Source organism: Brassicibacter mesophilus, from assembly GCF_050433385.1.
In the GTDB taxonomy this organism is placed as follows: Bacteria; Bacillota; Clostridia; order Tissierellales; family Proteiniboraceae; genus Brassicibacter; species Brassicibacter mesophilus.
The window spans coordinates 142932-169200 of the sequence record NZ_JBNPXI010000006.1 but is presented as its reverse complement, the minus strand read 5'-3'; the positions used below and the strand labels follow the sequence as shown (position 1 = coordinate 169200).

Below are 26269 nucleotides of genomic sequence, written 5' to 3'. Positions count from 1 at the left end.
TTGTTTAGCCAATCAAACCTAGCGCATTATCTAAAATATTAAGTACAAAGTCTACATCTTTATCATTAATGACAAGTGGAGGTTGAAAGGCTAGAACATTTCTTCCAATGCCGTTTTTTCCGATGAGTATACCTCTATCTTTAAGATTTTCTAATATGAAGTCAGCTTCTTCAGTAGCAGGTTCTCCATGCTTGTTAATCAATTCAGCTCCTAGCATGAGTCCAATCCCCCTGACATCATTTATTATAGGATGTTTTTCTTTTAACTTCAGTAATCCAGATTTTAGCTTATTTCCTAATACATGTGCATTTTCACAGAGTTTATTATTTTCTATATAGTTTAGTACAGCTATTGCAGTTCTAGATGAAACTGGATTTCCACCTAAGGTTGAAGCTGAAGGCTTTGTAAAAGAGCTAGCAATATTATCACTAGTGCAAAACGCTGCTATTGGCATACCATTACCTAAAGCTTTAGCAATAGTAATTATATCTGGAACAACATCATAGTTTTCTATAGCAAACATCTTACCTGTTCTTCCAAAGCCTGTTTGAACTTCATCTATGATTAGAAGTATATTATGCTTTTGGAGTATTTCTTTAAGCTTTTTAAAGTACCAAGTTGGAGGCGTAATGATACCTCCATTTCCTTGTATAGGTTCAGCTATTAGAGCAGCAAATTTATTAGCATCATTTGACTTTATTATGTTCTCTATATATTGTAAAGATATATTAGCTGCTTCATCTAAGGACAATGATCCATCATAAGCATTTGGAACAAATGTTACACTTCCATCTAAGTATGGATCTGCTCTCCACATAGGGATTCCAGTAGTTCCCATTGTTAAATGAGTTCTTCCATGGAGGGCACCCTTTAATGATATGAAGTCTTTCTTTTTAGTATGCAAACGAGCTAGCAATAAAGCGCCTTCATTGGCTTCAGAGCCTGTACAGCAGAAGAAGGAGTGTTTTATATCTCCTGGTAGTATATTTGCAAGTTTTTCAGCTAGGTCTACTATGGGCTGAGTAAGATATATTGTAGTAGTATGCTGTAAAGCTTTCATTTGATTAATAGTTGCTTCTAAAATGACAGGGTTGCAATGACCACAGTTCATTACAGAAACACCTGAATAGAAGTCAAGATACTTTTTTCCTTCACTATCATATAAATATTGCATTTCTCCCTTAACAAGTTGAGGAGGAGATTTATAGAAATGTTGAGAGCAAGGAAATAGAAATTCTTTTTTCTTTTCTATAATTTTTTGAGGTCCAATATAGCTATTCACATAATCACTCCTTAATCAAACTGAAATGAACCTAAAGTAAATCCAGCATGTATAGGCTTTAAAGCATCATAAAGCTCCTTGCAATTATTAAGGTTTTCTAATGCTCTTTTGTAAATCTTTATAATGCTTTTTAACTCACTAACATTGTAATGACAGCCTTCTATCCTAAAACGTGTTACACCAGTATCATAGAGTTCTTTTAATATAGGCAAGTAACATATATCTTTATACAATAAAACGTGATTTCTTTCCTTATTATCTTTAAACACAGGGTGTTCAAAGCCTTTATCATCTACTAGAGTTAAAACGTTATTGTCAAAGTGCTTGTTGTTTTCATCTTTTATGGGATCTAATATTTTTGTATTCTCATACAAATCATGCTCTAGATACATAACTACTGGAGAACCATGAGCTATAAGCTCTATAGGCATATCTGAGTGCATGACAGTATGCATCACATCCTTTAATGGAGCTTCTATAGAAAGTGTAGATACTGATAAACCTTGTTGTTTAAAGAAGTTTGCAGCCTTGTTATTATATATGTTCATACAATAATCTCCAACTAATTCAATACCTAAGTCATTAAATTCTTGTATTGCACCGAGGTTAGTTACAACCAAGCCATCTATACTAAGAGCATTTTTCTGTAGTAGATGCTGATATTCAGCAAAATCTTTTTCTGACATCATTCTTGGTAGACAAAGATAAATCTTTGAATTCTTTTTACTGCATATTAAATCTAATATTTCATTTTTACTAAAAGGTTTGTCTGGTATAAGAACATCTCCAGATAGATAAATCAAATCTACATTTTCTTCTATAGCCATTTTAGCTTGCGTATAGTTATTTACCTTTACTGATAGAGAAGGCTTATCTTTTGGTTTACTATTATCAGTTAGTATGTTTTTTATTTTATTTATTCTTTGTTCAGATATTTCTATTTCCTCAACAGGATTGCTAAATACCTTACCATGGCTATAAAACACACCAGTTCCCTCATAGCGCCTGTTAATATTTGAGAGACCAGGTTTTCCAAATGCATAACCAGTTGATAAATCTCTTTTCCTACGCTCATATAAAACTTTAGAGCCTTTTTTTCTGTCATAGCATATTGGATCATCAATATATCTGTTTATAGCGTCACTGTAGCTGTTAATCAAACTAATTAGATAGTCTGAATCTCTCATTCTTCCTTCAATTTTAAAAGAAACTATACCTGCATCTATCATCTCGGGGATATGCTCATACATATACATGTCCTTTACAGCCATAGGGTACTCAGAAGGATACAATTTGCCATCTTTTTTTATGGCAAAGTTCCATCTGCAAGGCTTCATACAAAGTCCACGATTACTGCTTTTACCAAATAGAACACCACTATATAGGCATTGAGCTCCATGAACTATACACATATCTCCATGGGTGAAATACTCAAATTCAATGCTTGTTTGAGCTTGGAGTAGCTTTACTGTTTTTAAATCCATTTCTCTTGATGCAACTATTCTTGTCACACCTAAGTCTTTTAAAGCGTTTATTGTTGCTATATTATGAACATTCATCATTACAGATGAATGTAAAGGAATATCAATATTTAAGCTCTTAACTAAATCAAGTACACTAAAATCTTGTATGATTAGTGCATCAGGCTTTACTTCGTTCAGAAATAATAAATAATCCTTTGCAGCTTCTAAATCATGTTGGCTAAAAAGATTATTTACTGTTATATAGACTTTTTTATTTAATGAGTGTGCAAATTTAATTGCATTCTCAATCTCTTGATTAGTTAAATTGTAATCCTTTCTATGCATACGCATGTTAAGGATTTTACCTCCCAAATATACTGCATCAGCTCCACTTCTTATTACATCATCAAATATTTCAAAAGTTCCAACTGGCGCAAGAAGTTCAACTTCTTGATTTCCAAAAAATCTACTCATAATGAACACCTTTTTTCATGTTATTTTGTAAATATTAAAACACTAATGCTGGCTTCCTAAATAATTAGTGAATAAAATTATTAGTAGAAAGCTCTTTTAGTGAATAATTATTCTTAGTAAGCTCCTTAGATTTAAGCCAATTCATGACCTCATTAAATTCTTTCTCTTCTGGCATTGCTGCATTTGTATATTGAGGAAGCGATAAAGTATCTTTTACTATCTCAGGGAAACCAGCCTCTTTTATTAAGACATCTATATAATCTTCTTTTTGATTAGAAATTAAATATTGAACAGCCTTATTGTAAGCTCTATAAAGAGCCTTTATTTCATCAGGTTTTTCATTTATTGATTTACTGGTAAAAATCATTACACCTGGATTGATTCCTAGTTGGTCTGAACTATTTAACAAGTTTCCATCATTAGAAATTGCAACACTAGCAAGAGGCTCAGGTAAGGTTGCTGAATCTAATTTGCCGTTTTGTAACATTTCTAAACGAGTTGGAATTTTAGGAATAGCAACTTTTTCTATAGCATCGATACTTACATCGTTGGCATCAAGAATTCTATCGGTTAAATATTCGATTATTGTGTTTTTAGATATGCCTATGCTATTATTATTAAATTGTTTTAAGTCAGTTATATTTGACTGTTTTGATGAAATAAGCTTAAAGCTGCCATCTGTCTTTGATGTTATCTTTATATCGAAATTATTGTCATTTAAAAAAACTACAGCAAGCATATCTGAGATAGCTCCATCTATGTTTCCTGTCTGTATAGCTGTATCTCTATCCATGGCACTCTTGAAGTGTTCTATTTTTATATTTAATCCTTCATCCTTAAAATAGCCATTATGTTCGGCAATAATGAATGGTATTGAATCAACATCTGGCATAAGTCCTATAGTTAATGTTGACTGACTTTCTACGGATGTATTCTGTTCGATATTTTTAGAACATCCTACAGAAAATGAGATTGCTAGTAAAATTAATAAAAAAACTGCTATGTTTTTTTTCATTGATAATTCTCCTCTGATTTTATTCAATATCTTTTAATTTAAAGCTTTCATTTGATATATTAAAGTCATCTTTTAGACCTGAAGTTTTATATACATTTTTATCTTTATCAATAAAAATGGCATCAATTCCATCAAGGGTTTCAATTAAAGCACTACCTTCCTTGAGACCCAATGAGAAAATTGTTGTTGATAAACCATCCGCATCAATAGATTTATCAGCTACAATTGCTACTGCAGCTAATGAATTTTCAACTGGGTAACCAGTAAAAGGATTGAGTATATGATGATATCTTTTACCATTTTCCTCGAAAAATCTTTCGTATATCCCTGAGGTTACTACTGTTTTATCCTTCAGTGTTAGAATGCCAATATGCTTGCCTCTAGGCTCAAATGGATTTTGAACACCAATACTCCATGGTTCGTTACCACTTTTTGCTCCTAAGGCATATACATTGCCACCTAAATCGATAATAGCACTTTTTACATCTTTTGATTTTAAATACTTTGCTATTTCATCAGCTACATATCCTTTTGCTATTGCTCCAAGATCAATTATCATTCCTTGCTCAGCTAACTTTACACTTGAGTCAGACTTATTAAGAAGCACTTTATTATAGTCAATTTTGCTTAATGCAGTATCGAGTTCTTTTTGAGTGGGTACTTTAGCACCTTCAGAGTTTATTCCCCAAAGCTGAACTAATGGTCCTATACTAATGTCAAAGTGTCCATCTGAAAGTGACGAATAATATTTTCCACGTTCTATTACATAAAATGTTTCTGGAGAAACTTTAACATATGATACCCCGGCTTTTTCATTTATCATGCTGACTTCACTATTTTTAATGTGTATGCTCATCTTGTTTTCAATCGACTCAATCATATTGAAAATGTCTGTAAAAACACTTTCTGGCACTTGCTCATAGATTTTTATAGTCACCACTGTGTCTAAGAAGAAGCCAGTTTTTGATAACGGTGCATTTTGTTGAAGTTTATCTGAAGACTGCTTATTACATCCTACAGAAATACTTGATAAAATCATAATTATTAACACAAATATTACTAAATTTTTATTTTTTCTCATAGAAAACCTCCTGCTTGAATTAATTGGAACAGAAGAAACTAAATGCTAATTGAAAAGAAAATGCAATAGAAAGGAAATATCGAACGGAAAATAGCTTGATACAAGTGAAACAGCACTATATATTTTTTATTATAACACTATTAATAGATTGTTTAAAGAAAAACAAAGTATATTTAATTTTCATCATAAATAAATATATTTTTGACAGTTTTAATGAAATTATTCATGAACAAAATTTACAAAATGTATCTCTAATGACCAAAAAACAGATACGTATAGACATTTAAAAGCGTTATGATAAAATTTTAACTAAGAAAACTGAATATTTTAAGGGAAATATCGAAACAGCACTAATTTATTATCATGTTTTTTATAGAGTATTTAAAAGGAGGGACAGGGTATGCAAGATACGAAAAAAATAATCATACTCGGCGGCGGATATGGTGGAGTATTGACAGCAAAGAAGCTTGCTAAAAAGTTCAAAAAAGATGAGAACATCGAAATCACTCTTATAGATAAAAAGCCATATCAAACTTTACTTACTGAGCTTCATGAGGTAGCAGCAAATAGAGCGCCAGAGGATTCAATAAGAATTGAACTAGCAAAAATATTTGAGAAGCGTAAGGTAAACGTTATACTTGACGAAATAACTGAATTAGACTTTAAAAACCAGGTATTGAAATCATCAAAAAATTCTTATGAGTATGATTATCTTGTTGTGGGGACTGGATGTCAACCAACTTATTTTGGTATTCCAGGTGCAAAAGAATATACTCACAAGCTTTGGTCATATGAAGATGCTGTAAATTTGAAAGAACATATATTGAATATGTTTAGAGAAGCAGTTAAAGAAACTGATAGAGAGAAAAGAAAGAAAATGCTTACATTTGTAGTAGTAGGTGGGGGATTTACAGGTGTTGAGATGATAGGGGAACTAGCAGAGTGGAAAAATAGACTTTGCAAGGATTTCTATGTAGATGAGGAAGAAGTCAAACTATATGTAGTAGATGCGCTTCCTAAAATTCTCCCTATATTCCCAGATAAATTAATAAATAAAGCAGAAAAAAGACTTAGAAAATTAGGCGTTCAAATCATAACTGGAGCAGGAATAACAGAGGTCAGCAATGATTTAGTTACAATGGGTGACAAAGGTAGCATAGACACTAATACTGTAGTATGGGCAGCAGGTGTCGAAGGCTCGGATATAGTTGGAAAAATGGAGCTTAAGCAAGAAGGAAGGAAAAGAATAGCTACTAACGATAAGCTTCAATCACTAGATTATGAAAATGTTTATGCAGTAGGAGATAATATCTTCTACATGCCTGAGGGATTAAAGAGACCAGTTCCTCAGATGGTTGAAAATGCTGAACACTCAGCTTCATTAGTAGCACATAATATTTTTGCAGATATTAAAGGTGGAGAGAAAAAGTCATACAATCCAGCATTCCATGGTGCAATGGTTTGTATCGGTGGAAGGTATGGATTAGCACATTTAGGTATGCCAGGTAAGTTTTTTGGACTTTCAGGATTCTTTGCAATGTTTGTTAAGCATTTTATTAACATCGTATATTTCTTCCAAGTAGCAGGATTTAATAAATGCTGGTCATATTTAATGCATGAGATATTCCATATTAAAGATAACAGAAGCTTAGTAGGCGGATATTTTTCAAAGGCTTCTCCAAATTTCTGGTTATTACCTTTAAGAATGTTCGTTGGATACAAATGGTTAGAGCAGGGATTACACAAGTTGCCAGGAATAATTAAAGATCCATCAAAAATATTTTTGATTCCTCCGCCACCTACAGCTGCAACTGCAGGAGCGTCAGCAGCAGCAGATGCAACAGCTGCAGCTTCAGCAGGTGGTCAGGCAGCAGCAGAAGCTGCTTCTCAATGGGGAACAGCATTGCCAGTACCAGGTTTTATAGAAAATATTGTAAAATGGTCAATGGATACATTTTTCTATACTGGTGATGGTGGATATACTACATTAGCAGAAGTGTTCCAAGCAGGTATGGTAATTGCAGAAATTATTGTAGGATTAATGTTAATAGTAGGCTTATTTAGTGCCCTTGCATCGATAATTTCTATAGCTATGGGTGTTATGATATGGTCGTCTGGAATGGCACCTACAGAGATGTTATGGTATTTAGCTGCAGGAGTAGCTTTAATAGGAGGCTCAGGAAGTACATTTGGTTTAGATTATTATGTACTACCTTTCTTAAAGAAAAGATGGAAGAAAATAGGATGGGTAAGGAAATCCTACCTGTATATTGATTAAAAGCAATTAATTCAAGTGTCCTTTTAAAGATTTCTTTAGAAGGACATTTGATTATTTATGAGAATTTTATTTGAATTATATTAATATTATAAAGTGTCCCAATTTAATACCAATTTAGCTTAAATCACGGTATAATATAACTAATAGTATGCAAGAAAATACAAATAATGACATACACTGATAGTTTTCTGCCATATAGTATGTCTATAAATATCTGTTCTAATCTAAATTGTATGAATAAAGGTGATGAGATGAATAAATTTTGGAAAGATTTCCCTCGAGTTATTGATGAATTAGATGACGTTAGAAATATTATAAAGAAAAACATTAAATCCAGAGAGAATTACTTAGAAGAATCAATTTTACCAATGGTTGAAGGCGGAGGAAAAATGTTAAGACCCGCCTTTTTGTTACTGGCTAGTAAATTTGGTAACTATGATGAAAAAAAGCTTCATAATATAGCTGCAGTTATTGAAATGCTACACTTAGCTACTTTAGTACATGATGATATTATTGATGATTCTAAATTGAGAAGAGGATGTGAGACAATACAGCACAAGTATGGAAAGGACTATGCTGTATATATTGGAGATTTTCTTTTCTGTCAGTGTATTATGATGCTTTCTGAGTATGACTATACAATGGAAGATTTAAAAAATATTTCAAAGGTAATATCTAAGATATGTATGGGAGAAATACGACAATACAACCTCAGGTATGGGAAAAACATGAACTTTAGAAAATACATTAGAATAATATCAGGTAAAACTGCTGCATTATTTGCACTTAGCTTTTATGTTGGAGCTAACGAGGCAGAATGTGACAAATCTACTTCAAAGCTTCTGGCTAGAATAGGATATAACAGCGGAATGGCTTTTCAGATAATGGATGATTTACTTGATTATAACGGAGATTCTAAATTATTGGGAAAAGCAGCTTTGAGGGATCTAAAGAGAGGATATTATACGCTGCCACTCATATATGCATTGGAGAATGATAAAGAACAAAAAATATTGAAATTAATTGATAAAAAGGCTCTTAATGATGAGGAGACAATGAAAGTGATTTCATTAGTAAAAGAATATAAAGGAATAGAAAAGGCTAAGGCTGTTGCAGATAAATACACACAGAAGGCACTTGATAGTGTCGATAAACTTCCAGAATGTGAGGCAAAAGAGATTATAAGATATGCAGTTAAAAAACTATTAAGCAGAAACTATTAGTAAACATAAGGAGAGGATTTAATGGCTTATAAGGATTTACAGGACTTTATAGATTGTCTCAGTAAAGAAAACCTTTTACATGAAATCGATGTAGAAGTAGATAGTGATTTAGAGATTACTGAAATAGCTGATAGAGTATCTAAAAAGTATGGCAAAGCCTTATTATTCAAAAATATTAAAGGCTCACCATATCCTTTAGTAATAAATACTTTAGGCACTTATGAAAGAATGAATCTTGGACTTGAAGTAGAGGAACTAGACGAGATAGCTGATACAATAGTGGATTTTATGGATATGTCTAATTATGTGACATTAGTTAATAAAATAAAATCAGTTCCTAAGCTTGCAAGACTTGCAAGAGTATTTCCTAAGAAGGTAACTAAAGCAGCTTGTCAAGAAGTTATAGAAGCTCCTGACCTGGACAAACTACCTATATTAAAGTGTTGGCCTCAAGATGGAGGAAGATATATGACTCTTCCTTTAGTGATTACAAAGGATCCAGAAACTGGGCAGCAAAACATGGGAATGTATAGACTTCAGGTTTATGATAAAAAAACTACAGGAATGCATTGGCATCTGCATAAAGATGGCAGAGAGATATATGAGAAATATAGAAAGCTTGGAAAGAAAATGCCAGTTGCAGTTGCATTAGGGTGCGACCCTGCAACTATATATTCTGCTACTGCTCCGCTTCCTAAAATGATAGATGAGATGATTTTTTCTGGATTTTTAAGAAAGTCACCGTTAGAAATAGTAAAGTGTGTGACCAATGATATATATGTTCCTGCAAATGCAGAATTTATATTAGAGGGATACGTTAATCTTGACGAAATGAAGCTTGAAGGGCCATTTGGAGATCATACAGGATACTATTCATTGGCTGATATGTATCCTGTTTTTCATGTTGAGAAGATTACTAGAAAGAAAAAGCCTATATATCCAGCTACTATTGTCGGAAAGCCTCCTATGGAAGATTGTTATATAGGAAAAGCTACCGAGAGAATTTTCCTTCCTCTTATAAAGGTTCAGTGTCCAGAAATAGTTGATATGAATTTTCCTTTAGAAGGAGTATTTCATAATTGCGTCATTGTTTCTATTAAAAAGGCATTTCCAAAGCACGCTCAGAAAGTAATGTATGCTTTGTGGGGACTAGGACAAATGATGTATACAAAAATGATTATTATTGTAGATGAAAATGTTGATCCACATGATCTATCCACAGTAGCTTGGAAAGTTTTCAACAACATTGATCCAAAACGAGATTTAATTATATCTGAAGGTCCATTAGATGCTTTGGATCATGCCTCAGATCATGCACATTTTGGACACAGACTAGGTATTGATGCGACAAAAAAATGGACAACAGAAAGTCATATGAGACCTTGGCCGGATGATATTGAGATGTCACAGGACATCAAAGAATTGGTAGATAAGAGGTGGAAAGAATATGGTTTTAAAGAAGATTAGAACGTATGGGGAACTAGTAATGTTCTCCCATACGTTATTTTCACTTCCTTTTGCATTAATCAGTATGGTATGGGCTGCAAAAGGATTACCATCTCTAGATACTGTACTATGGATATTAGTTGCATTGATTGGAGCAAGGAATGGAGCTAATGCTTTAAATAGGATTGTAGATAAAGATATAGATAAGAAAAACCCTAGAACTGCAAATCGTCATATGCCTAAAGGTATAGTAAAAGAGTATGAGGCGTGGGGCATAGTTATATTTTGTTTCATAATATTTATTTTTGCAGCATATAAACTAAATCCACTTTGCTTTATGCTCACACCAGCTGCACTTTTACTGTTTTTTACTTATTCTTATACCAAAAGGTTTACTTGGGCGTGCCATATAATTCTAGGAATAGCATGTGCAGGTGCTCCAGTTGGGGCATGGCTTGCAGTTACAGGAAAGTTTGCATTTCCACCTTTTATTCTTGCTACAATTGTAACACTATGGGTATCTGGATTTGACATAATTTATGGAACACAGGACATAGATTTTGACAGACAAAATGGATTATTTTCGATTCCAGCTAGATTTGGACTTAATTATGCACTTTTTATTTCAAGTATGTTCCATCTTGTAATGGTTTTACTTTTATTTAGTCTTTACTTTATTATGAATATGGGGTGGATATATTTAGCTGGGATATTTATTAGTGCTATATTACTGATACTTGAGCACTACATAGTATCACCTGCCAATGAAAAGAAAATGAAAATTGCATCCTATAATATAAATCAAATAGTTAGTATGATAATTATGTTGTTTAGTTTATTGGATACATTTGTTTATCAGTAAATAGTCCATGAATATGAATAAAAAAGATAAGAGAAAACTAAATTTAGGTGTGATAATATGATATCTATTTCTAATCTATCAGTAGAGTATAAGAATAAAGATAAATGTGTTAAAGCTCTTCATAATATAAATCTAGAGATAGAAGATGGTCAGATATGTGCAATAATTGGGCCGTCTGGAGGGGGTAAATCTACTCTTCTAAAGGTTCTTGCTGGAATAATCAGAGATTATGAAGGGCAAGCACTAATTAATAATAAACCTGTTGATCCTAAGAACAATAGAATTGGGTTTATTCCACAAAATTATGGACTAATAGAATGGAAAACTGTTAAGAAAAACATTTTGCTTTCCAAGAAAATTAAAGATGGTAAACATAATTTTGATAGCGATATGTACTATGATATTATCAAAAAACTTGGAATAGAAGAATGTGTAAAGAGATATCCAAAGCAACTAAGTGGAGGCCAAAGACAAAGAGTCTCACTTGCTAGAGCTTTTTTATTAGCTCCAGAATTAATTTTAATGGATGAACCTTTTTCAGCATTAGATGCATTGACAAGAGAAGAGGTTCAGAAGATGTTTATGGGAATATGGAAAGAAAAAAAAGTGACAACTATTCTAGTTACTCATGATATAAATGAGGCTATTTATCTTGGAAACAAGATTGCAGTTTTTTCACCAGCTCCAGGGACAATAGTAAAAATAATAGATAATCCTTTTTTCGGGAAGACTTGCTGTGCTATGAACAAAGAACATGGTGAAATGAACAAAAGACTTAGAGATATTTTAAAAGAGGTAAAAAATTATGAGGCTTAAAGATACTAAGACGATCAATTACATTTTATCTTTTTTAATTATAGTCATAGTGTGGGAGATATTTGGATTAATAGCTAATAATAATATATTTCCTCCTGTGCATACCATTTTAATGAACATACTGAAAGATTTTAAAAGCCAAATCATAGTACATGCTTTGTTTAGCTTAAAGAGAATTATTATAGGTATATTATTTTCTTTAATTATAGGAGTTCCCTTAGGTATTGCTATGGGATATTTTGAGCGGATTGACAGAATATTTTCACCACTGATGTATTTTAGTTATCCCATACCTAAAATAGCACTGCTACCTATAGTGATGTTGGTTTTAGGATTAGGTGAGTCTACTAAAATAGTAATGATATTATTGATAACATTTTTTCCAGTTGTGGTTAACATTAGAGATGACGTCAGAAATATGTCTAGTGAGGTTTATTACCCCATGACTTCACTTGGGGCAAGTAATCTCCAGATAGTCAAGGAAATAGTTCTTCCTGGGATTATACCAACTATACTAACATCAATAAGAATAGGAATAGGAACAGCCATATCAGTATTGTTTTTTACTGAAAATTTCGGAACAGAGTATGGAATGGGTTACTTTATTATGGACTCATGGATGCGTGTTAATTATATCCAGATGTATTCAGGTATAATTGTTTTAAGCTTGATAGGACTCTCTTTTTTTATAATTATTGACATTGTGGAGAACCTTATTTGCAAGTGGAAATGATTTTGTGTTAAATAAATGCCAAACATGTTATAATGGAATTATAAGGTTAATATTTAAACTTACTAGCAGCTCGTATTTAGTAAGGGGGAATATATATGAAAAAGACCGTTATTCTATTTATAGCAATCATGTCTGCATCACTGTTATTAAGCTGCAAGAATGAGAAAGTATTATATGAAGCAGGAGAGTATGAAGGTGTAGGACAAGGCCACCATGGTCCAATAAAAGTTATTGTTACAACAGATGAATATTCTATCTTGGATATAAAAATAATTGAAGAATATGAAATGCCTGAACTTGCAAAGATTGTATATGATAAAATACCAAAAAAGGTTATAAAGACTAATAGTGCTGATGTTGACGTAGTTGCAGGGGCTTCATATACAAGTCATGGACTCATTGATGCAATAAAAGATGGACTGAAGAAAGCATATAAGGCGGTATCATAATGAAGCTGCAATATAAAATTACGTTATTTATGACGATTTTGCTAGTGACTGTAATTGGAGGAATAGGAGTCCTAACCTTTAGGCAAGTTGAAAAAACAATTGAAACACAAATGGGAAATAACGCAATGGACTTAGCAGTGACTATAGCATCTATGGATGTTATAAAGGAAACACTAGGAACTACAAAGGACTATAGGATTATTCAGGATAAAATTGAAAGCTTTAAGCATGATACTAGATTTCAATATATCATAGTTATGGATATGGATGGTATAAAGTACTCGTATCCAATAGAATACGATTTAGGAAAAAAATATATTAGTGGTGGAGAAGAAAGAGTTCTAGAAACTGGGGAATCATATATATCTGCTGATAGAAACGTTCTAATATCTGCTATAAGAGCATTTGCCCCAATTTATTACAATGGTGAACAAGTAGGTGCTGTACTAGTCGGACTTCTTAATAATACTGTATATGAAGAAATCAGTTCATATACTTTCAGTTTTAAGATGACTTTAGTAATAGGGTTGATTATTGGTGTAGCTAGTGCTGCGCTATTGTCATATAACATAAAGAAAACTATATTTGGTCTTGAACCTAAGGAAATCGCACTATTGTTAGGACAGAGAGACAATATTCTCCACAGTTTAAAATATGGTATTATAGCAGTAAATCAAGATGGCAATATATTGTTACTTAATAAACATGCAAAAGAAGTATTAGGATTGTCCGATGAAGATATCGGAAAAAGTATTAATAATTTTGATACTGCTTATATGCGAGATATTATGGAAGCATTGAAAAACGAAGAATCTATTTATAACCAAGAAATAAAGATTAATCCTAAAATTATACTATTGTGTAGTCATACATTATTACGTGATCACAAAAACGAAGTAATTGGTGTTGTATCTAGTTTTCAAGATCTTACCGAAGTAAAGCAAATGGCTGAAGAACTGACAGGGATTAAAAAGTTAACTTATGATTTAAGAGCACAGAATCATGAGTTTCTGAATAAATTGCATACAATATCTGGACTTATACAGTTAGAAGAATATGACAAGGCTATAACATATATTTCTGATTTATCTAGACAAAGACATGAAATTCTCGGCACATTGACTTATAAAATAAAAGATGTTCATATAGCAGGAATACTTTTATCAAAGTATAATCAAGCGTTAGAATCTAAGATCGATATGGTAATAGACCCAGATTCACATTTAAAAGAAATACCAGAAGATATAACAGTTGATGAAATCTGCTCTGTTCTAGGAAATTTAATTGAAAATGCCATTGAGGAGCTTGTGAAGATTGAGAATGGCAAGATATATGTTAAAATTTATTCTGATGATGCTGGACTTAATATTTGGGTTGAAGACAATGGACCTGGTATAAAAGATGAAGTAAAGAATAAAATATTTGAAAGAGGGTATACAACGAAAGTAGGGAATAGAGGATTCGGGCTGAATATTGTCAAGAAAATCATTGACAGTGCAGGAGGTAATATTAATATTATCACTGGAGATGGAACAACTTGGGATATTTTTATACCTATGAAAAGGGGGATAAAATTTGATTAAGGTTCTTATAGTTGAAGATGACCCTATGGTAAGAGAGATTAATGAAAAATTTTTAAAAAGGATAGAAGGATATACGTTATATGATAGCGTTAATTCCATAGAAAAAGCAAAAGAGAGTATAGTAAAAGGTAAGCCAGATTTAGTGTTACTTGATATATTTTTTCCTCAGGGGAAAGGTCTTGACTTCCTTAAATGGATTCGAATGAAGGCTATAAAATCTGACGTTATTCTTATAACTGCAGATAGAAGTATGGATACAGTTGAGGAAGCATTTCGCTATGGAGCAGTTGATTATTTAGTAAAACCATTTGTATTTGATAGATTTAAAGAGGCAATGCTTCAGTATAAAAACAGAAAATTAAATCTCGAAAATAATAATTGTCTTGACCAAGAGGATATTGATAAATATATTCTTAATGAAAAAAAAGTAAATCAAAAGATCGCTGATGAACTTGGCGACATGAAAGGCTTTAGTCAATACACTTATGAAAAGGTTTTAAGTTTTTTGGAAGAGATGAAGGATAAAACCTTTACTGCTCAGCAGGTGGCAAAAAAAATAGGTGTTTCGAGGATTACTGCAAGAAGATATCTAGATTTCCTTGAAAAGGAACAAAAAGTTGTTCTAGAGCTGGAATACGGCAAAGTTGGAAGACCTCAGAACAAATATAAAATAAAAGAAGATTAGTATAACTTTAAAAGAGATAGTTGCTAAGGCAGCTATCTCTTTTTGTTTATAAAGATGTTAAAAAATAAACTATAGTTTTATTAAATATTAGTGGGGTATTTATGGAATAACACAATAAACAAAATTTGTAAGGAGGATTGCTAATATGCTTATTGACAAATATAATCCACTTGAAGATAAAATGCTTCAAATATTAGATATAGAAGGCAGTGTAATTGAAAGAGATTTAGAACCAAATATACAAGAAGATATATTGATAGAAATGTATAAAACTATGCTGTTATCAAGAATAGCCGATATAAAGGCATTACAATACCAGCGCCAAGGAAGAATGCTAACTTATGCACCTAATAGAGGACAAGAGGCTGCACAGGTTGGTTCAATTGCTCCTGCTGAAAAAACTGACTGGCTTGTACCAGCTTTTAGAGAGATAGGAGCATGGCTATATAAAGGTGTATCGTTAGAAAATATATATCTCTACTGGTATGGGAATGAAAATGGAAGTAAGTTTCCTGATGATGTTAAGATGCTTCCTATATCAGTTCCTATAGCTTCTCAACTGAATCATGCTGTTGGAATATCTATGGCAAGTAAAATAAAAGGAGAAAAAGACGTAGCTATTGCATATGTTGGTGATGGAGGAACATCACAAGGAGAATTTCATGAGGCTTTAAATTTTGCAGGAGCCTTTAACACACCAACTGTTTTTATAATACAGAACAATCAATGGGCTATTTCGGTGCCTAGAAGCTCACAGACAAAGGCTAAGACATTAGCTCAAAAAGCTGTGGCCTATGGATTACCCGGAATCCAAGTTGATGGTAATGATGTTTTAGCAGTTTATGCTGCTACTAAAGAGGCTATTGATAGGGCAAGAAATGGTGAAGGTCCAACACTCATAGAGGCAGTGACATATAGATTAGGACCACATACAACATCAGATGATCCTACAATATATAGAGATGATAAAGAAGTAGATGAATGGAGTATTAAGGATCCACTTATAAGATTTAAGAAATACCTGATAGATAAAGGTTTATGGAGTGAAGAAAAGGAACAAAAACAGATTGAAGAATTTGAAAGCCATGTAGGCGACACATTCAAGAAAGTGGAGAACTCAGGCTTAGTGCCTTTAGAAGATATTTTTAAATTCACATACTCTGAAATGACTCCAAACCTGATTGAGCAATATGAAGAATATAAAAAGTATATTGAAGAGGAGGGTGTGAAATAATGGCTTTACTAAATAATATAGGAGCTTTGACAAAGGCGTTAGAGCAGGAAATGGAAAGAGATAAATCTGTAATAGTGTATGGAGAAGATGTTGGATTTGAAGGAGGGGTTTTTAGAGCAACAGCAGGACTTCAAGCGAAGTTTGGAAAGGATAGATGCTTTGATACACCGTTAGCTGAAGCTGGGATAGTAGGAAGTGCTGTTGGTATGGCTATAAATGGACTTAAACCTGTAGTTGAAATGCAGTTTTCAGGATTCATGCTTCCAGCTTATAATCAAATTGTGGCTCATGTAGCTAGAATGAGAAATAGAACAAGAGGAAAATATAATTTACCGATGGTCATAAGGATGCCATATGGAGGTGGAATAAGAGCTCTTGAGCACCACTCAGAGAGTCCAGAAACCTTATTTGCACATATTCCTGGATTAAAGGTAGTTATTCCATCTACTCCTTATGATACAAAAGGATTGATTTTATCCGCAATAAGAGATCCAGATCCAGTAATATTCCTAGAGCCTAAAAGAATATATAGAGCTTTTAAACAAGAGGTTCCCGAAGAAGACTATACAGTGCCAATAGGAAAAGCTAAAATTGTGCAAACTGGAAAGGATATCACAGTTGTAGCGTGGGGAGCACTAGTTAGAGAAGTGCAGAAAGCTATTAAAGATATAGAAGGTGATGGAATTAGCGTCGAACTAATAGACCTTAGAACAATATCACCTATTGATAAGAAAACAATAATAGATTCAGTTAAAAAAACAGGAAGATTTTTAGTTGTTCATGAGGCTGTTAAATCATTTGGACCAGGTGCTGAATTGATTTCAATAGTTAATGAAGGTGCATTCTTATATCTAGAAGCACCACCAACTAGATTAACTGGGTTTGATATAACAATACCCCTACCAAAAGGCGAGCATCACTTTATAATAGAACCGAAGCAAATATCAGATAAAATAAAAGAATTAGTGAGTTTTTAATTGGAGGTGATTAGATGTATGATTTTAGATTTGCAGATATAGGAGAAGGAATACACGAAGGAAAGCTTTTAAAATGGATGTTTAAAGAAGGCGATGTTGTAAAAGAAGGAGATACTCTTTTTCTAGTAGAAACTGACAAGGTAAATGCTGATATACCATCTCCTGTGAATGGAAAGATTGCGAAGTTAATGGCAGATGTAGGTGATGTTATTCATGTTGGAGATGTCGTTGTTAAAATAGATGATGGAAGTCAAACAAATACTGAGAGCAAAGAAAAGAAAGTATTAAGCGAAGATGAAAAAGGTGCCGGAGTTGTTGGAGAAATAGAAGTATCATCAGAAGTTATTGAAAGCAGCGAAGAGGGTAAAGAAACTGAAAGATCTACTAGTGATAAGAAAGTTTTAGCTACTCCAGTTGCAAGAAAGCTAGCTAAGGATTTAGGCATAGATATAAACACTATAAAAGGAACTGGTCCAGTTGGAAGAGTAATGAAGGAAGATATTTATAAGGCTAAAGAAAGTACAGTTAAAAAACAAGATGTGTTTATCCAACCTGTTGGTGATACTTTCTATAAAGCGTCAGCTGAGGCTCATGAAATTAAGGTTAGTGGTGAGGTGGAAAGAGTTCCTATTTCAAGACTAAGAAAAACTATTGCAGAAAATATGGTGTTGTCAAAATCAATTATTCCACATGCAACAACAATGGATGATTTTGATGTATCAGCTCTGGTAAATCTTCGTAAAGAACAAAAGGAAATGGCTAGAGAGCAAGGTGTAAACTTAACATATATGCCATTTGTTATAAAAGCTGTAGTATTAGCTATGAAACAGTTCCCAGTTTTTAACTCCAGCTTTGATGGAAAGAATGAAGAGATAATATTAAAAAAATACTATAATATTGGTATCGCAACAGATACACCAGACGGATTAATGGTTCCAGTAATTAAAGATGCTGACAAGAAAGGAATACTACAGATAGCGTCAGAGTTAGAAAGCATTGTTGAAAAGGCTAGGAACAAGACTATAGGTATTAGTGAGCTAAGTGGAGGAACATTCTCTATTACGAATTATGGGGCATTAGGCTCAACATATGGTGTTCCTGTTATTAAATATCCAGAGAGCGCAATATTAGGAATAGGTAAGATTGCTAAAAAGCCTGTTGTTGTTGACGATGAAATCGTAATAAGAGACATGATGCCAGTATCACTTAGTATAGACCACAGAATTATAGATGGAGCAGATGCAGGAAGATTTTTAATTAAGCTAAAAGAATACCTTAGCAATCCTATGCTATTGCTATTAAGCTAGGGAGGTGTACAGTCGATGAAACAATATGAAATAGTTATAATAGGAGCTGGTCCAGGTGGATATGTAGCCGCAATAAAAGCAGCACAAATGGGAGCCAAAGTTGCTATTGTAGAAAAAAATGAATTAGGTGGAGTATGCTTGAACTGGGGGTGTATTCCTACAAAGACACTTTTAAAGAATGCCAAGGTGTATGAGAATATTCTTAATTCAGAAAAATACGGTATTGATATAGAGAATAAGAACACTATAACTATAAATTGGCCCAATATGCAAAAAAGAAAAGAACAAGTTGTAAAAAGACTGACTGGTGGCGTTAAGATGCTGCTTGAGAAAAACGGTGTAGATATATACGATGGTTACGGTGAAATCATTGATAAAAACACTATTAAGGTAAATGAAGAAACTTTGCATGTAGAAAATCTTATTATAGCAACTGGTTCATCTCCTAGAATACCCAATATTGATGGAATAAAAGAAGCTATTGAAAATGGATATGTACTAACAAGCAAAGGCATACTAGAGCTAAGTGAGATTCCTAAAGAGCTTATAGTAATAGGTGCAGGTGTAGTAAGTATTGAGTTTGCTACATTATATAACTCTCTTGGAAGCAATGTAACAATACTCCAAAGATCAGAAGGTATACTTTCAAGCATTGATAAGGATGTTAGCAAGACAATGGCTAGAATCCTCAAACGCAATGGAGTAAAGATTGTATACGGTGCATCTATAGAAAAAATAGATAACAACAAAGTAATAGTTAATATTAAGGGTGAAAGCAAAGAGTTTACTGGAGATAAGATTCTTATAAGTGTAGGAAGAACTCCTAACATAAATGGTTTAGAAAAGCTAGGTCTTGAAATTGATAAAAGAGGCATAGTAACTAATGAAAGATTAGAAACAAGTGTAAAAGGAGTATATGCTATTGGAGATGTAAACGGTAAGTATCTCTTAGCACATGTTGCATCTGCAGAAGGAATAATTGCAGTAGAAAATATACTAGGAAAGGATTCTAAGATTGAATACAGAAAAGTTCCTTCATGTATATATGGCTTTCCTGAAATAGGAGTAGTAGGAATGACAGAAGAAGACGCAAAAGAAAAAGGGCATGAAATTATCGTAAGCACTTTCCCTCTCAGTGCTAATGGTAAGGCACTAGCAGAAGGAGAAAGCGAAGGCTTTGTAAAAATTGTGGCAGATAAAGAATATGGAGAGATATTAGGTGTTCATATATTAGCTCCAAATGCTACAGATATGATAGCAGAGGCTGTTACTACTATGGAGCTTGAAGGAACAGTGCATGAGCTTGCAAAAGCAATTCATCCACATCCAACTCTTTCGGAAATAATAATGGAAGCAGCTCATGGAGCCATAGATAGTCCAATTCATATGCTAAAATAATAATGATAGAGATGAGTTGATAAAGACATTTAAAAAAACAGTGGTGTCATAGAGTAATCCAAAATGCTAATTACTATTTTGTTATAATAATTAGCATTTTGGATTCTTTTTTTATGTTAAGTTCAAATATATTTCATGACAGCGAAAATAATGTGAATATTACTTAAAATAATTTCGTGAAATTCACAAAAAAATTTTCGCAAAAATAAGCAAGTAATTTACTTTTATAGAAAGTATATTAATATAAAAAATTTGTTTCAATATTACTTTTAGGTTTTCTAATTTTTAACAGTACTGTTATTTGTTTTGCGGATAGTCCAAATGACCAATATGTAAATTATAGAAATTGTGTTAAAATAAAAGATGAAACAACTTATACTCCTAAATTAAAAATTAATTATGCAGATTATGAAAATAGACCAACGAGTAACTTACTATTACAGCCTTTTTCTAGTCCATATACAGAAGGAGATACACGTATAACTTTAACTAGATTACAAATGAATTAATCAAGGCACTGAAAAAACTGGATTTAGACCTATTTTTTACAAAACCTCAACTTAAACATATTATTATATTTGTTTTATCTATGGTGCTTAAAGGTTATAACGGTAAAGTATCTGATGTTGAACAACTTACATCATATAGACACAGAACAAGTATTGCTGATTTCTTGAATAAAAGTCCCTGGGATGAAACATTTTTACTTCATGCAATAAGAGAACATGCCATAAAACGCATCTGGCAGATCGCTAAAGCAACTAAACAGCCTATTTATGTCATTATTGATGATACAATCTGTGAAAAGACTATGCCCTCGTCAAAGGTGCAAAATACTATACAAGGTTGCTTTTTTCACAAGTCACATCTTAAAGGTAAAATGGTTTATGGACATCAATTTGTAACAGTTATGCTAAGATGCAATAATGTTGTAGTTCTTTTTGACATCGTCCTCTATAATAAGGACAAGATGAGTAAGAATGAAATTGCCCAAAGTATAATCAAAGATTTACCTAAACCTGTAGATAAAGGGTATGTTTTGGGAGATAGCTGGTATACTTGTAAAAAGCTTTTCGAGGTAGCTCATAATCAAAGATACAGTTATCTAGGAGCTTTTAAATCCAACAGAATTATTTACCCAAGAGGCCATAGAAAGAAAGGTATACAGATAGGAGCTTTTGCAAAGACGCTTAAAATGCATGAATTCAACTTGGTGACAGTTGGTGGCAAAACATACTACACGTATACCTATCTAGGAAAGATCAATAGCGCAAAAAAGGCAAAAATAGTTATTAGTTGGCCAAAAGATGCTCTTTATAATGAAAAGGCAATGAAAACTTATATCAGCTTAGATATCAAAATGTCAGAAAAACAACTTTTGAATTATTACATTAAACGTTGGCCCGTAGAAACCTTCTTTAGAGAAAGCAAGAGCTATCTTGGGTTTGATCAATATCAAATCAGAAGTACAAAAGGTATCAAACGCTATATGGCATTAGTAGTGCTTACCTACATTTACTGTGAACTAGAAATTAAAGGTACTACCCTTGGTTTTAGTCAAGGTTTAAAGAAGGTACGGAGTGAAGTTGAAGAATGCAAGATTCGTTGGGTCTATGAAAAAGCTCAAGCTGATGTACCACTATCTGATATTTTAAAAACCTTGAAAATTGCATAGGGAGAAGTATAAGCTTTGTTGATGGAAAATTATTCTATCAAAAACACTCATTTATAGTATTTAAATAAATTTATTTAGCAATTAATTTATAGCTTTTTGCATTTATTACAAATACTCCTATATCATTACAATTTATGGTATAATAAATTATGGTGAATATAAGGAATAGATGTTATTATAAAACCTTTTAGGTATCTAAACAAGTTGAATTATCTAGTCTGTTCTAACTACCTAAAAAAGCTAGAAATGAAAAGAGGTGATTTAATGAATAAATTCAAAAAGTATCTAAAAGAAAGTTGTATAATTTATAAATTAGCAATAGTAATACCTCTTTTAATACTTTTTATAACAAAAGATATGGCTCTTTATAAACTAGCACCTATAATTGTAATTATAAACTTATTGTTTTATATAAAAAAAACCCCAGGTAATTCGGATGCACTGAAAAAGCGAATCTATGTTTAAACTAAAAAAAGTATAAAATATTCGAATTTTTATCGAGTATTTCATGCTTTTTCTTTTTCAGTAAAGAGTTAAACTTATTATTTCATGTCTTTTAAATTATTAATTCTATTTATACTACATAGGAGTTTTAATGAAATACAGGAATATCTGTGTTTCCAATTCCATGGAAAATAAATCAATTATTTTCCTGTAAACTAACTGTTGACAAGGTAAGTGCATTATCTATCACAAAATTTAAGGTTGAACCAAAATTAATGTTTTGGATTCTTTTTTATAACCCTAGGGAAGTTCTAGCTTTCCTTAATATAAACTTTCTGTTAAATGAGTTTCATAAAAGCTTCCTTAATATATTTTATAACTGTGAGAATAATGTGAATATTACTTAAGATAATTTCGTAAAATTCACAAGAATAATGCTCACAAAAGAAGGGAATCATTTACTTCTGTGGAAATTATACTAATATAAGGAAGGAAGTGAACTAAATGATACAAAACTTGGGTAGTCTAATTATAGTTGGAATAACTCTTTTTGCAATAATAACTGTAGCTGTTAAAATAGGGGTCAAAGAAGCATTAAAAGAATTGAAGAGAGAAGGATTCTATAAAAAATAATGTTTTTAGTATCTAGTTTAATATCCTATAGTTTTATACTTTTAATAATTTAAAAGTTACTTTTTATGATAAAAAAGGAAGTAATATAAAAGATAAAATTTTTGATAACAAAATGAAATATAAGTAATTATATATAAATACAATAACTTGAACTGTTCTTGATAATATACTAACACCAAAGAGGTAACAAACATAATTCTTTATAAAATAGAATGGATCAGTTAAGTTTAAATACTTGCTGATCCATTTATTTATCCCAAATAATATATGATATAACTATTTTATCCTCTATGAAAAGAGTGGAGTTTTTATTGTCCTATTTAAAAATTTGCACTGTTTATATTTGTAATAGACAAATTAACTTATTTTATACAATTTTAAATTTTAGTAGAACATGCAGTCAATAAAATCGTCTATAGTAATTCCGTAGAAATATTCATCAAAATTTATAGAATGGAGAATGTTTCTAATTGCTTGCTCTTCAAACTTACTGTCGACTAAAAGCTCTTCAAGCTCTGAGAGCTCATTTTGACCAAAAAAGTCTCCGTATATTTTACATTGCTTTATAATACCGTTTTGAACATCTAGTCTTAAGTCAAGGTTTCCACCTGCAAATCTTCTAGTCTTTTGAAGGTTGAAGTTAGGCGATTCTCCATATACCCATTCCCATGTAAGGTATCTTTCTTCCATTATTTTATTTATTTTACTTAAATCTTCATCATTTAGAATGTATTGATTACTTTCTATATCATTAGTTCCAAGCATAAATTTAAGAATTGTATCCTTGAATTCAGTTACACTCATTTTTTCTTCTAAATAAGGGTAGATATTAGAAACTCTGCTTCTAACTGATTTAATACCCTTTGATTCTATTTTATCTAGCTTTACATTTAGTACATCCTTTAATATATCAAGGTTTGCATCAAATAGAATAGTACCATGATGAAGCATCTTATCCTTATAATAGTATTGTGCATTACCAGAAACCTTTTTACCATCAACAGTTATATCATTACGACCAGAGAACTCTGCATTTACACCTAGCTTATGTAACGCATCGATTACAGGCTTAGTAAACTTTTTAAAGTTATTAACACTGTTTTCGTGACTAGAAGTGATGAAGGTAAAATTAAGATTACCTAAATCATGAAATACAGCTCCTCCTCCAGAAAGTCGTCTTACCACATTAATATCATTTTCTTTTATAAACTTACTATTGATTTCTTCAATAGTATTTTGATTTCTTCCTATTACTACAGTTGGCTCGTTTTGCCACATTATAATAATATCTTCATTTAAATCAAGATATTTTAGTGCATATTCTTCTAATGCAAGATTAAAGTATGGATTGTTTGAATCATTTTTTATGCTTATCATGTAAACACATCCTTTACTAATGTTATTAATATTAATATACCCATAAAAAATACATATCAAATCTTAAGAATACTTATATTTTATAAACTTTTTTGAAAACTTACAATCATAGTTATAAAAATAACAGAATAGAAATATTGTAAGAAGCTATTTGAGGAGTGTGATTATAATCAAAAATATCAAGTTTTATGCATTAATAATAGCAGGAATTGGATTAATATTACTTTCGGGTATTATATTATCAAATGATGATGCAAGTGTAATCAACATAATTAACGATGACTTTAAAATAAACGATAAAATAGAGCTAAAGAAGTTTGGTATAACAGGGAAATATATACTTGACATTAAAAAAGGTGATGTAACAGGTGATAATGTTGAAGACACAGTATTATTGATAGGTGATAAAGAGTCGAAAGAAGCAATTTATGCTGAGAATCTTGATATCCTTGTAAAGGATGGCAATACTGATAAATACTCCAAGCTATCAATAAAGAACTCAGGAGGATATAAAAATAGACTTTTTTTAGGAGATTTCAATAGAGATAAGATAAAGGATGTATTGTTAGAAAGTCCAACAGGGGGCAGTGGAGGTTTTATTAGTTATGGAATATATTCATTTGTTGACAATAATCCAGATACGATTATATCACTAGAAGAACTTAGTAGGGGGGTTGAATTTAAAGGAGAGTTTATTGATGGTTTTAAGGCAGATATAAACAATGCAGAAACAAATAGTACAATAATAATCGATCTTTCAGCAAAAAAACCTAGATACATTGGCGATGTATATGATAAAGAAGGTAAGCTACTCAGACCAGTAGGAATAAATGCAAGCGGATATCAGCTATTGAGACCAGTAGATTATGATAAAGACGGAACATATGAACTAGAGGGATATACTAGAATTACAGGGATTGCAAATTCTGATACAGTTGCTGTGATGATATCATTAAGGAAATACCAGGAAGGTAAATTTATTATAAACAGGATAAAAGCAACATCATACATGTATATAGACTATAAATAAGCCATGAGTTTTACTCATGGCTTATTTACCCATTTTAATCAGATTGTAATGATTTTAATCTTTCAAACATTATATTATTTTCAAGATGAATATGATGGAATAAGTCTACTTCAACAGACATTAGTTTTTCATAAGTCAGCTTAAATGAGTTACATCCTGTAGGAGGAACTTCATATTGATTTGTTACTTTTCTCAATTCCTTTAATATATCACCAGCAGCATCATGTTCATCTTCAGTTTCATTCATTACATTTATTATCTTATTTAAAAGCTCATCAGATGGAGTCTTTTCATATTGCTTAATTAACGGAAATAGTACTTCTTCTTCTTTAATGAGATGAGTTTCTATCTCGGTTTTTAACTGACCAAATAGTTTATGAACTTTTGTTAGTACTTCTCCATTATCAATGAAATGCACCTTCAAAATTTTATTTACTAAGGTATCGATTAAAGGAAGCTCTTTTTTCATGAATGAATGATGCTTGTTAACAATAAAATCTATAAGAGTAGAAAAATCTGAATTTCTCCAATCTATATCATCATTTTTTATAGCATTATATTCGGTGTAAGCTTTATCAAGCTCATCTAATATCATGTCAATATCAAGACCCTTATCGTTTAAAGCTAATTCAAGTGTTCTATCACCACCACAGCAAAAATCAATATCATGTTTCATAAAAGTCTCAGTTGCTTTAGGGAACACAGCAGCTATTTCACCAAGTTTTTGATTTTTATTAAATACTCTTGTCATTTTGACTCCTCCTTCTATCATAATCTTTGTGTCTTTATTATAAACCGTATTAC

23 protein-coding genes are annotated in these 26269 nt (G+C 31.9%); 17 read left to right on the top strand and 6 right to left on the bottom strand.

Going from position 1 to position 26269, the window contains the following annotated elements:
- Positions 1–4: 4 nt before the first annotated feature.
- From HNR33_RS09235 to HNR33_RS09220, 4 genes are all read right to left on the bottom strand, one after another.
- Positions 5–1282 carry an aspartate aminotransferase family protein gene (locus tag HNR33_RS09235; RefSeq protein WP_429082633.1) on the bottom strand — a complete coding sequence of 426 codons (1278 nt, stop codon included), beginning with the start codon at positions 1280–1282 and terminating at the stop codon, positions 5–7.
- An 11-nt stretch (positions 1283–1293) separates the two neighbouring features.
- Positions 1294–3219: a peptidase U32 family protein gene (locus HNR33_RS09230; protein ID WP_429082631.1), complete on the bottom strand. Its 1926-nt coding sequence runs from the start codon at positions 3217–3219 to the stop codon at positions 1294–1296.
- A gap of 64 nt (positions 3220–3283) precedes the next feature.
- Positions 3284–4234: an ABC transporter substrate-binding protein gene (locus tag HNR33_RS09225; protein WP_429082629.1), complete on the bottom strand. Its 951-nt coding sequence runs from the start codon at positions 4232–4234 to the stop codon at positions 3284–3286.
- Between the two features lie 19 nt (positions 4235–4253).
- Positions 4254–5315, bottom strand: coding sequence for an FAD:protein FMN transferase (locus tag HNR33_RS09220; protein WP_429082626.1), 1062 nt, complete (start codon positions 5313–5315; stop codon positions 4254–4256).
- Between the two features lie 400 nt (positions 5316–5715).
- Here HNR33_RS09220 and HNR33_RS09215 point away from each other — a divergent pair, with 400 nt between their 5' ends.
- From HNR33_RS09215 to HNR33_RS09140, 16 genes are all read left to right on the top strand, one after another.
- A complete protein-coding gene (locus HNR33_RS09215; protein WP_429082624.1) occupies positions 5716–7593 on the top strand; it encodes an FAD-dependent oxidoreductase in 1878 nt (625 codons plus the stop codon).
- A gap of 251 nt (positions 7594–7844) precedes the next feature.
- A complete protein-coding gene (locus HNR33_RS09210) occupies positions 7845–8816 on the top strand; it encodes a polyprenyl synthetase family protein (RefSeq protein WP_429082621.1) in 972 nt (323 codons plus the stop codon).
- 21 nt (positions 8817–8837) lie between these two features.
- Positions 8838–10283 (top strand): menaquinone biosynthesis decarboxylase, encoded by a 1446-nt coding sequence (locus tag HNR33_RS09205; RefSeq protein ID WP_429082619.1) that lies wholly within the window; start codon positions 8838–8840, stop codon positions 10281–10283.
- On the top strand, positions 10264–11124 hold the full coding sequence (locus HNR33_RS09200) for a UbiA-like polyprenyltransferase (RefSeq protein WP_429082617.1): 861 nt from the start codon (positions 10264–10266) through the stop codon (positions 11122–11124). The genes HNR33_RS09205 and HNR33_RS09200 overlap by 20 nt, the downstream gene beginning before the upstream one ends.
- A 57-nt stretch (positions 11125–11181) precedes the next feature.
- Positions 11182–11940 carry an ABC transporter ATP-binding protein gene (locus tag HNR33_RS09195; protein ID WP_429082614.1) on the top strand — a complete coding sequence of 253 codons (759 nt, stop codon included), beginning with the start codon at positions 11182–11184 and terminating at the stop codon, positions 11938–11940.
- Entirely contained in the window at positions 11930–12673 is a 744-nt protein-coding gene (locus HNR33_RS09190; RefSeq protein WP_429082612.1) for an ABC transporter permease, read from the top strand. Before HNR33_RS09195 ends, HNR33_RS09190 begins: the two co-directional genes overlap by 11 nt.
- 95 nt (positions 12674–12768) lie before the next feature.
- Complete coding sequence (locus HNR33_RS09185; protein WP_429082611.1) at positions 12769–13122, top strand: FMN-binding protein; 354 nt, start codon at positions 12769–12771, stop codon at positions 13120–13122.
- On the top strand, positions 13122–14705 hold the full coding sequence (locus HNR33_RS09180) for an ATP-binding protein (protein WP_429082609.1): 1584 nt from the start codon (positions 13122–13124) through the stop codon (positions 14703–14705). Before HNR33_RS09185 ends, HNR33_RS09180 begins: the two co-directional genes overlap by 1 nt.
- Complete coding sequence (locus tag HNR33_RS09175; protein WP_429082607.1) at positions 14698–15390, top strand: response regulator; 693 nt, start codon at positions 14698–14700, stop codon at positions 15388–15390. The genes HNR33_RS09180 and HNR33_RS09175 overlap by 8 nt, the downstream gene beginning before the upstream one ends.
- Before the next feature lie 145 nt (positions 15391–15535).
- On the top strand, positions 15536–16624 hold the full coding sequence (gene pdhA / locus HNR33_RS09170) for a pyruvate dehydrogenase (acetyl-transferring) E1 component subunit alpha (protein WP_429082605.1): 1089 nt from the start codon (positions 15536–15538) through the stop codon (positions 16622–16624).
- A complete protein-coding gene (locus HNR33_RS09165) occupies positions 16624–17601 on the top strand; it encodes an alpha-ketoacid dehydrogenase subunit beta (protein WP_429082603.1) in 978 nt (325 codons plus the stop codon). Before pdhA ends, HNR33_RS09165 begins: the two co-directional genes overlap by 1 nt.
- 14 nt (positions 17602–17615) lie before the next feature.
- A complete protein-coding gene (locus HNR33_RS09160; protein ID WP_429082601.1) occupies positions 17616–18908 on the top strand; it encodes a dihydrolipoamide acetyltransferase family protein in 1293 nt (430 codons plus the stop codon).
- A 15-nt stretch (positions 18909–18923) separates the two neighbouring features.
- Positions 18924–20306, top strand: a complete 1383-nt coding sequence (lpdA, locus tag HNR33_RS09155; protein ID WP_429082598.1) for a dihydrolipoyl dehydrogenase — start codon at positions 18924–18926, stop codon at positions 20304–20306.
- A gap of 493 nt (positions 20307–20799) precedes the next feature.
- Complete coding sequence (locus HNR33_RS09150) at positions 20800–21981, top strand: IS701 family transposase (RefSeq protein WP_429082695.1); 1182 nt, start codon at positions 20800–20802, stop codon at positions 21979–21981.
- Positions 21982–22245: 264 nt separating this feature from the next.
- Complete coding sequence (locus tag HNR33_RS09145) at positions 22246–22446, top strand: hypothetical protein (RefSeq protein WP_429082595.1); 201 nt, start codon at positions 22246–22248, stop codon at positions 22444–22446.
- Positions 22447–22929: 483 nt separating this feature from the next.
- A complete protein-coding gene (locus HNR33_RS09140; RefSeq protein ID WP_429082592.1) occupies positions 22930–23058 on the top strand; it encodes a DUF6019 family protein in 129 nt (42 codons plus the stop codon).
- Between the two features lie 384 nt (positions 23059–23442).
- On the opposite strand, the gene lplA is transcribed toward HNR33_RS09140, so the two are convergent.
- A complete protein-coding gene (gene lplA / locus HNR33_RS09135) occupies positions 23443–24435 on the bottom strand; it encodes a lipoate--protein ligase (protein ID WP_429082589.1) in 993 nt (330 codons plus the stop codon).
- Between the two features lie 160 nt (positions 24436–24595).
- Here lplA and HNR33_RS09130 point away from each other — a divergent pair, with 160 nt between their 5' ends.
- The gene (locus tag HNR33_RS09130) at positions 24596–25465 is read left to right on the top strand and encodes a hypothetical protein (RefSeq protein WP_429082588.1); all 870 of its coding nucleotides are present in this window, start codon (positions 24596–24598) and stop codon (positions 25463–25465) included.
- Between the two features lie 34 nt (positions 25466–25499).
- On the opposite strand, the gene ric is transcribed toward HNR33_RS09130, so the two are convergent.
- Positions 25500–26216 (bottom strand): iron-sulfur cluster repair di-iron protein, encoded by a 717-nt coding sequence (ric, locus tag HNR33_RS09125; protein ID WP_429082586.1) that lies wholly within the window; start codon positions 26214–26216, stop codon positions 25500–25502.
- Between the last annotated feature and the right edge of the window lie 53 nt (positions 26217–26269).

Excerpts from the sequence above, each read along its gene's own strand:
- HNR33_RS09230 (WP_429082631.1), bottom strand. The coding sequence starts at position 3,219 with ATGAGTAGATTTTTTGGAAATCAAGAAGTTGAACTTCTTGCGCCAGTT.
- HNR33_RS09225 (WP_429082629.1), bottom strand. The coding sequence starts at position 4,234 with ATGAAAAAAAACATAGCAGTTTTTTTATTAATTTTACTAGCAATCTCA.
- HNR33_RS09220 (WP_429082626.1), bottom strand. The coding sequence starts at position 5,315 with ATGAGAAAAAATAAAAATTTAGTAATATTTGTGTTAATAATTATGATT.
- HNR33_RS09215 (WP_429082624.1), top strand. The coding sequence starts at position 5,716 with ATGCAAGATACGAAAAAAATAATCATACTCGGCGGCGGATATGGTGGA.
- HNR33_RS09210 (WP_429082621.1), top strand. The coding sequence starts at position 7,845 with ATGAATAAATTTTGGAAAGATTTCCCTCGAGTTATTGATGAATTAGAT.
- HNR33_RS09205 (WP_429082619.1), top strand. The coding sequence starts at position 8,838 with ATGGCTTATAAGGATTTACAGGACTTTATAGATTGTCTCAGTAAAGAA.
- HNR33_RS09200 (WP_429082617.1), top strand. The coding sequence starts at position 10,264 with ATGGTTTTAAAGAAGATTAGAACGTATGGGGAACTAGTAATGTTCTCC.
- HNR33_RS09195 (WP_429082614.1), top strand. The coding sequence starts at position 11,182 with ATGATATCTATTTCTAATCTATCAGTAGAGTATAAGAATAAAGATAAA.
- HNR33_RS09190 (WP_429082612.1), top strand. The coding sequence starts at position 11,930 with ATGAGGCTTAAAGATACTAAGACGATCAATTACATTTTATCTTTTTTA.
- HNR33_RS09185 (WP_429082611.1), top strand. The coding sequence starts at position 12,769 with ATGAAAAAGACCGTTATTCTATTTATAGCAATCATGTCTGCATCACTG.
- HNR33_RS09180 (WP_429082609.1), top strand. The coding sequence starts at position 13,122 with ATGAAGCTGCAATATAAAATTACGTTATTTATGACGATTTTGCTAGTG.
- pdhA (WP_429082605.1), top strand. The coding sequence starts at position 15,536 with ATGCTTATTGACAAATATAATCCACTTGAAGATAAAATGCTTCAAATA.
- HNR33_RS09165 (WP_429082603.1), top strand. The coding sequence starts at position 16,624 with ATGGCTTTACTAAATAATATAGGAGCTTTGACAAAGGCGTTAGAGCAG.
- HNR33_RS09160 (WP_429082601.1), top strand. The coding sequence starts at position 17,616 with ATGTATGATTTTAGATTTGCAGATATAGGAGAAGGAATACACGAAGGA.
- lpdA (WP_429082598.1), top strand. The coding sequence starts at position 18,924 with ATGAAACAATATGAAATAGTTATAATAGGAGCTGGTCCAGGTGGATAT.
- HNR33_RS09145 (WP_429082595.1), top strand. The coding sequence starts at position 22,246 with ATGAATAAATTCAAAAAGTATCTAAAAGAAAGTTGTATAATTTATAAA.
- HNR33_RS09140 (WP_429082592.1), top strand. The coding sequence starts at position 22,930 with ATGATACAAAACTTGGGTAGTCTAATTATAGTTGGAATAACTCTTTTT.
- lplA (WP_429082589.1), bottom strand. The coding sequence starts at position 24,435 with ATGATAAGCATAAAAAATGATTCAAACAATCCATACTTTAATCTTGCA.
- ric (WP_429082586.1), bottom strand. The coding sequence starts at position 26,216 with ATGACAAGAGTATTTAATAAAAATCAAAAACTTGGTGAAATAGCTGCT.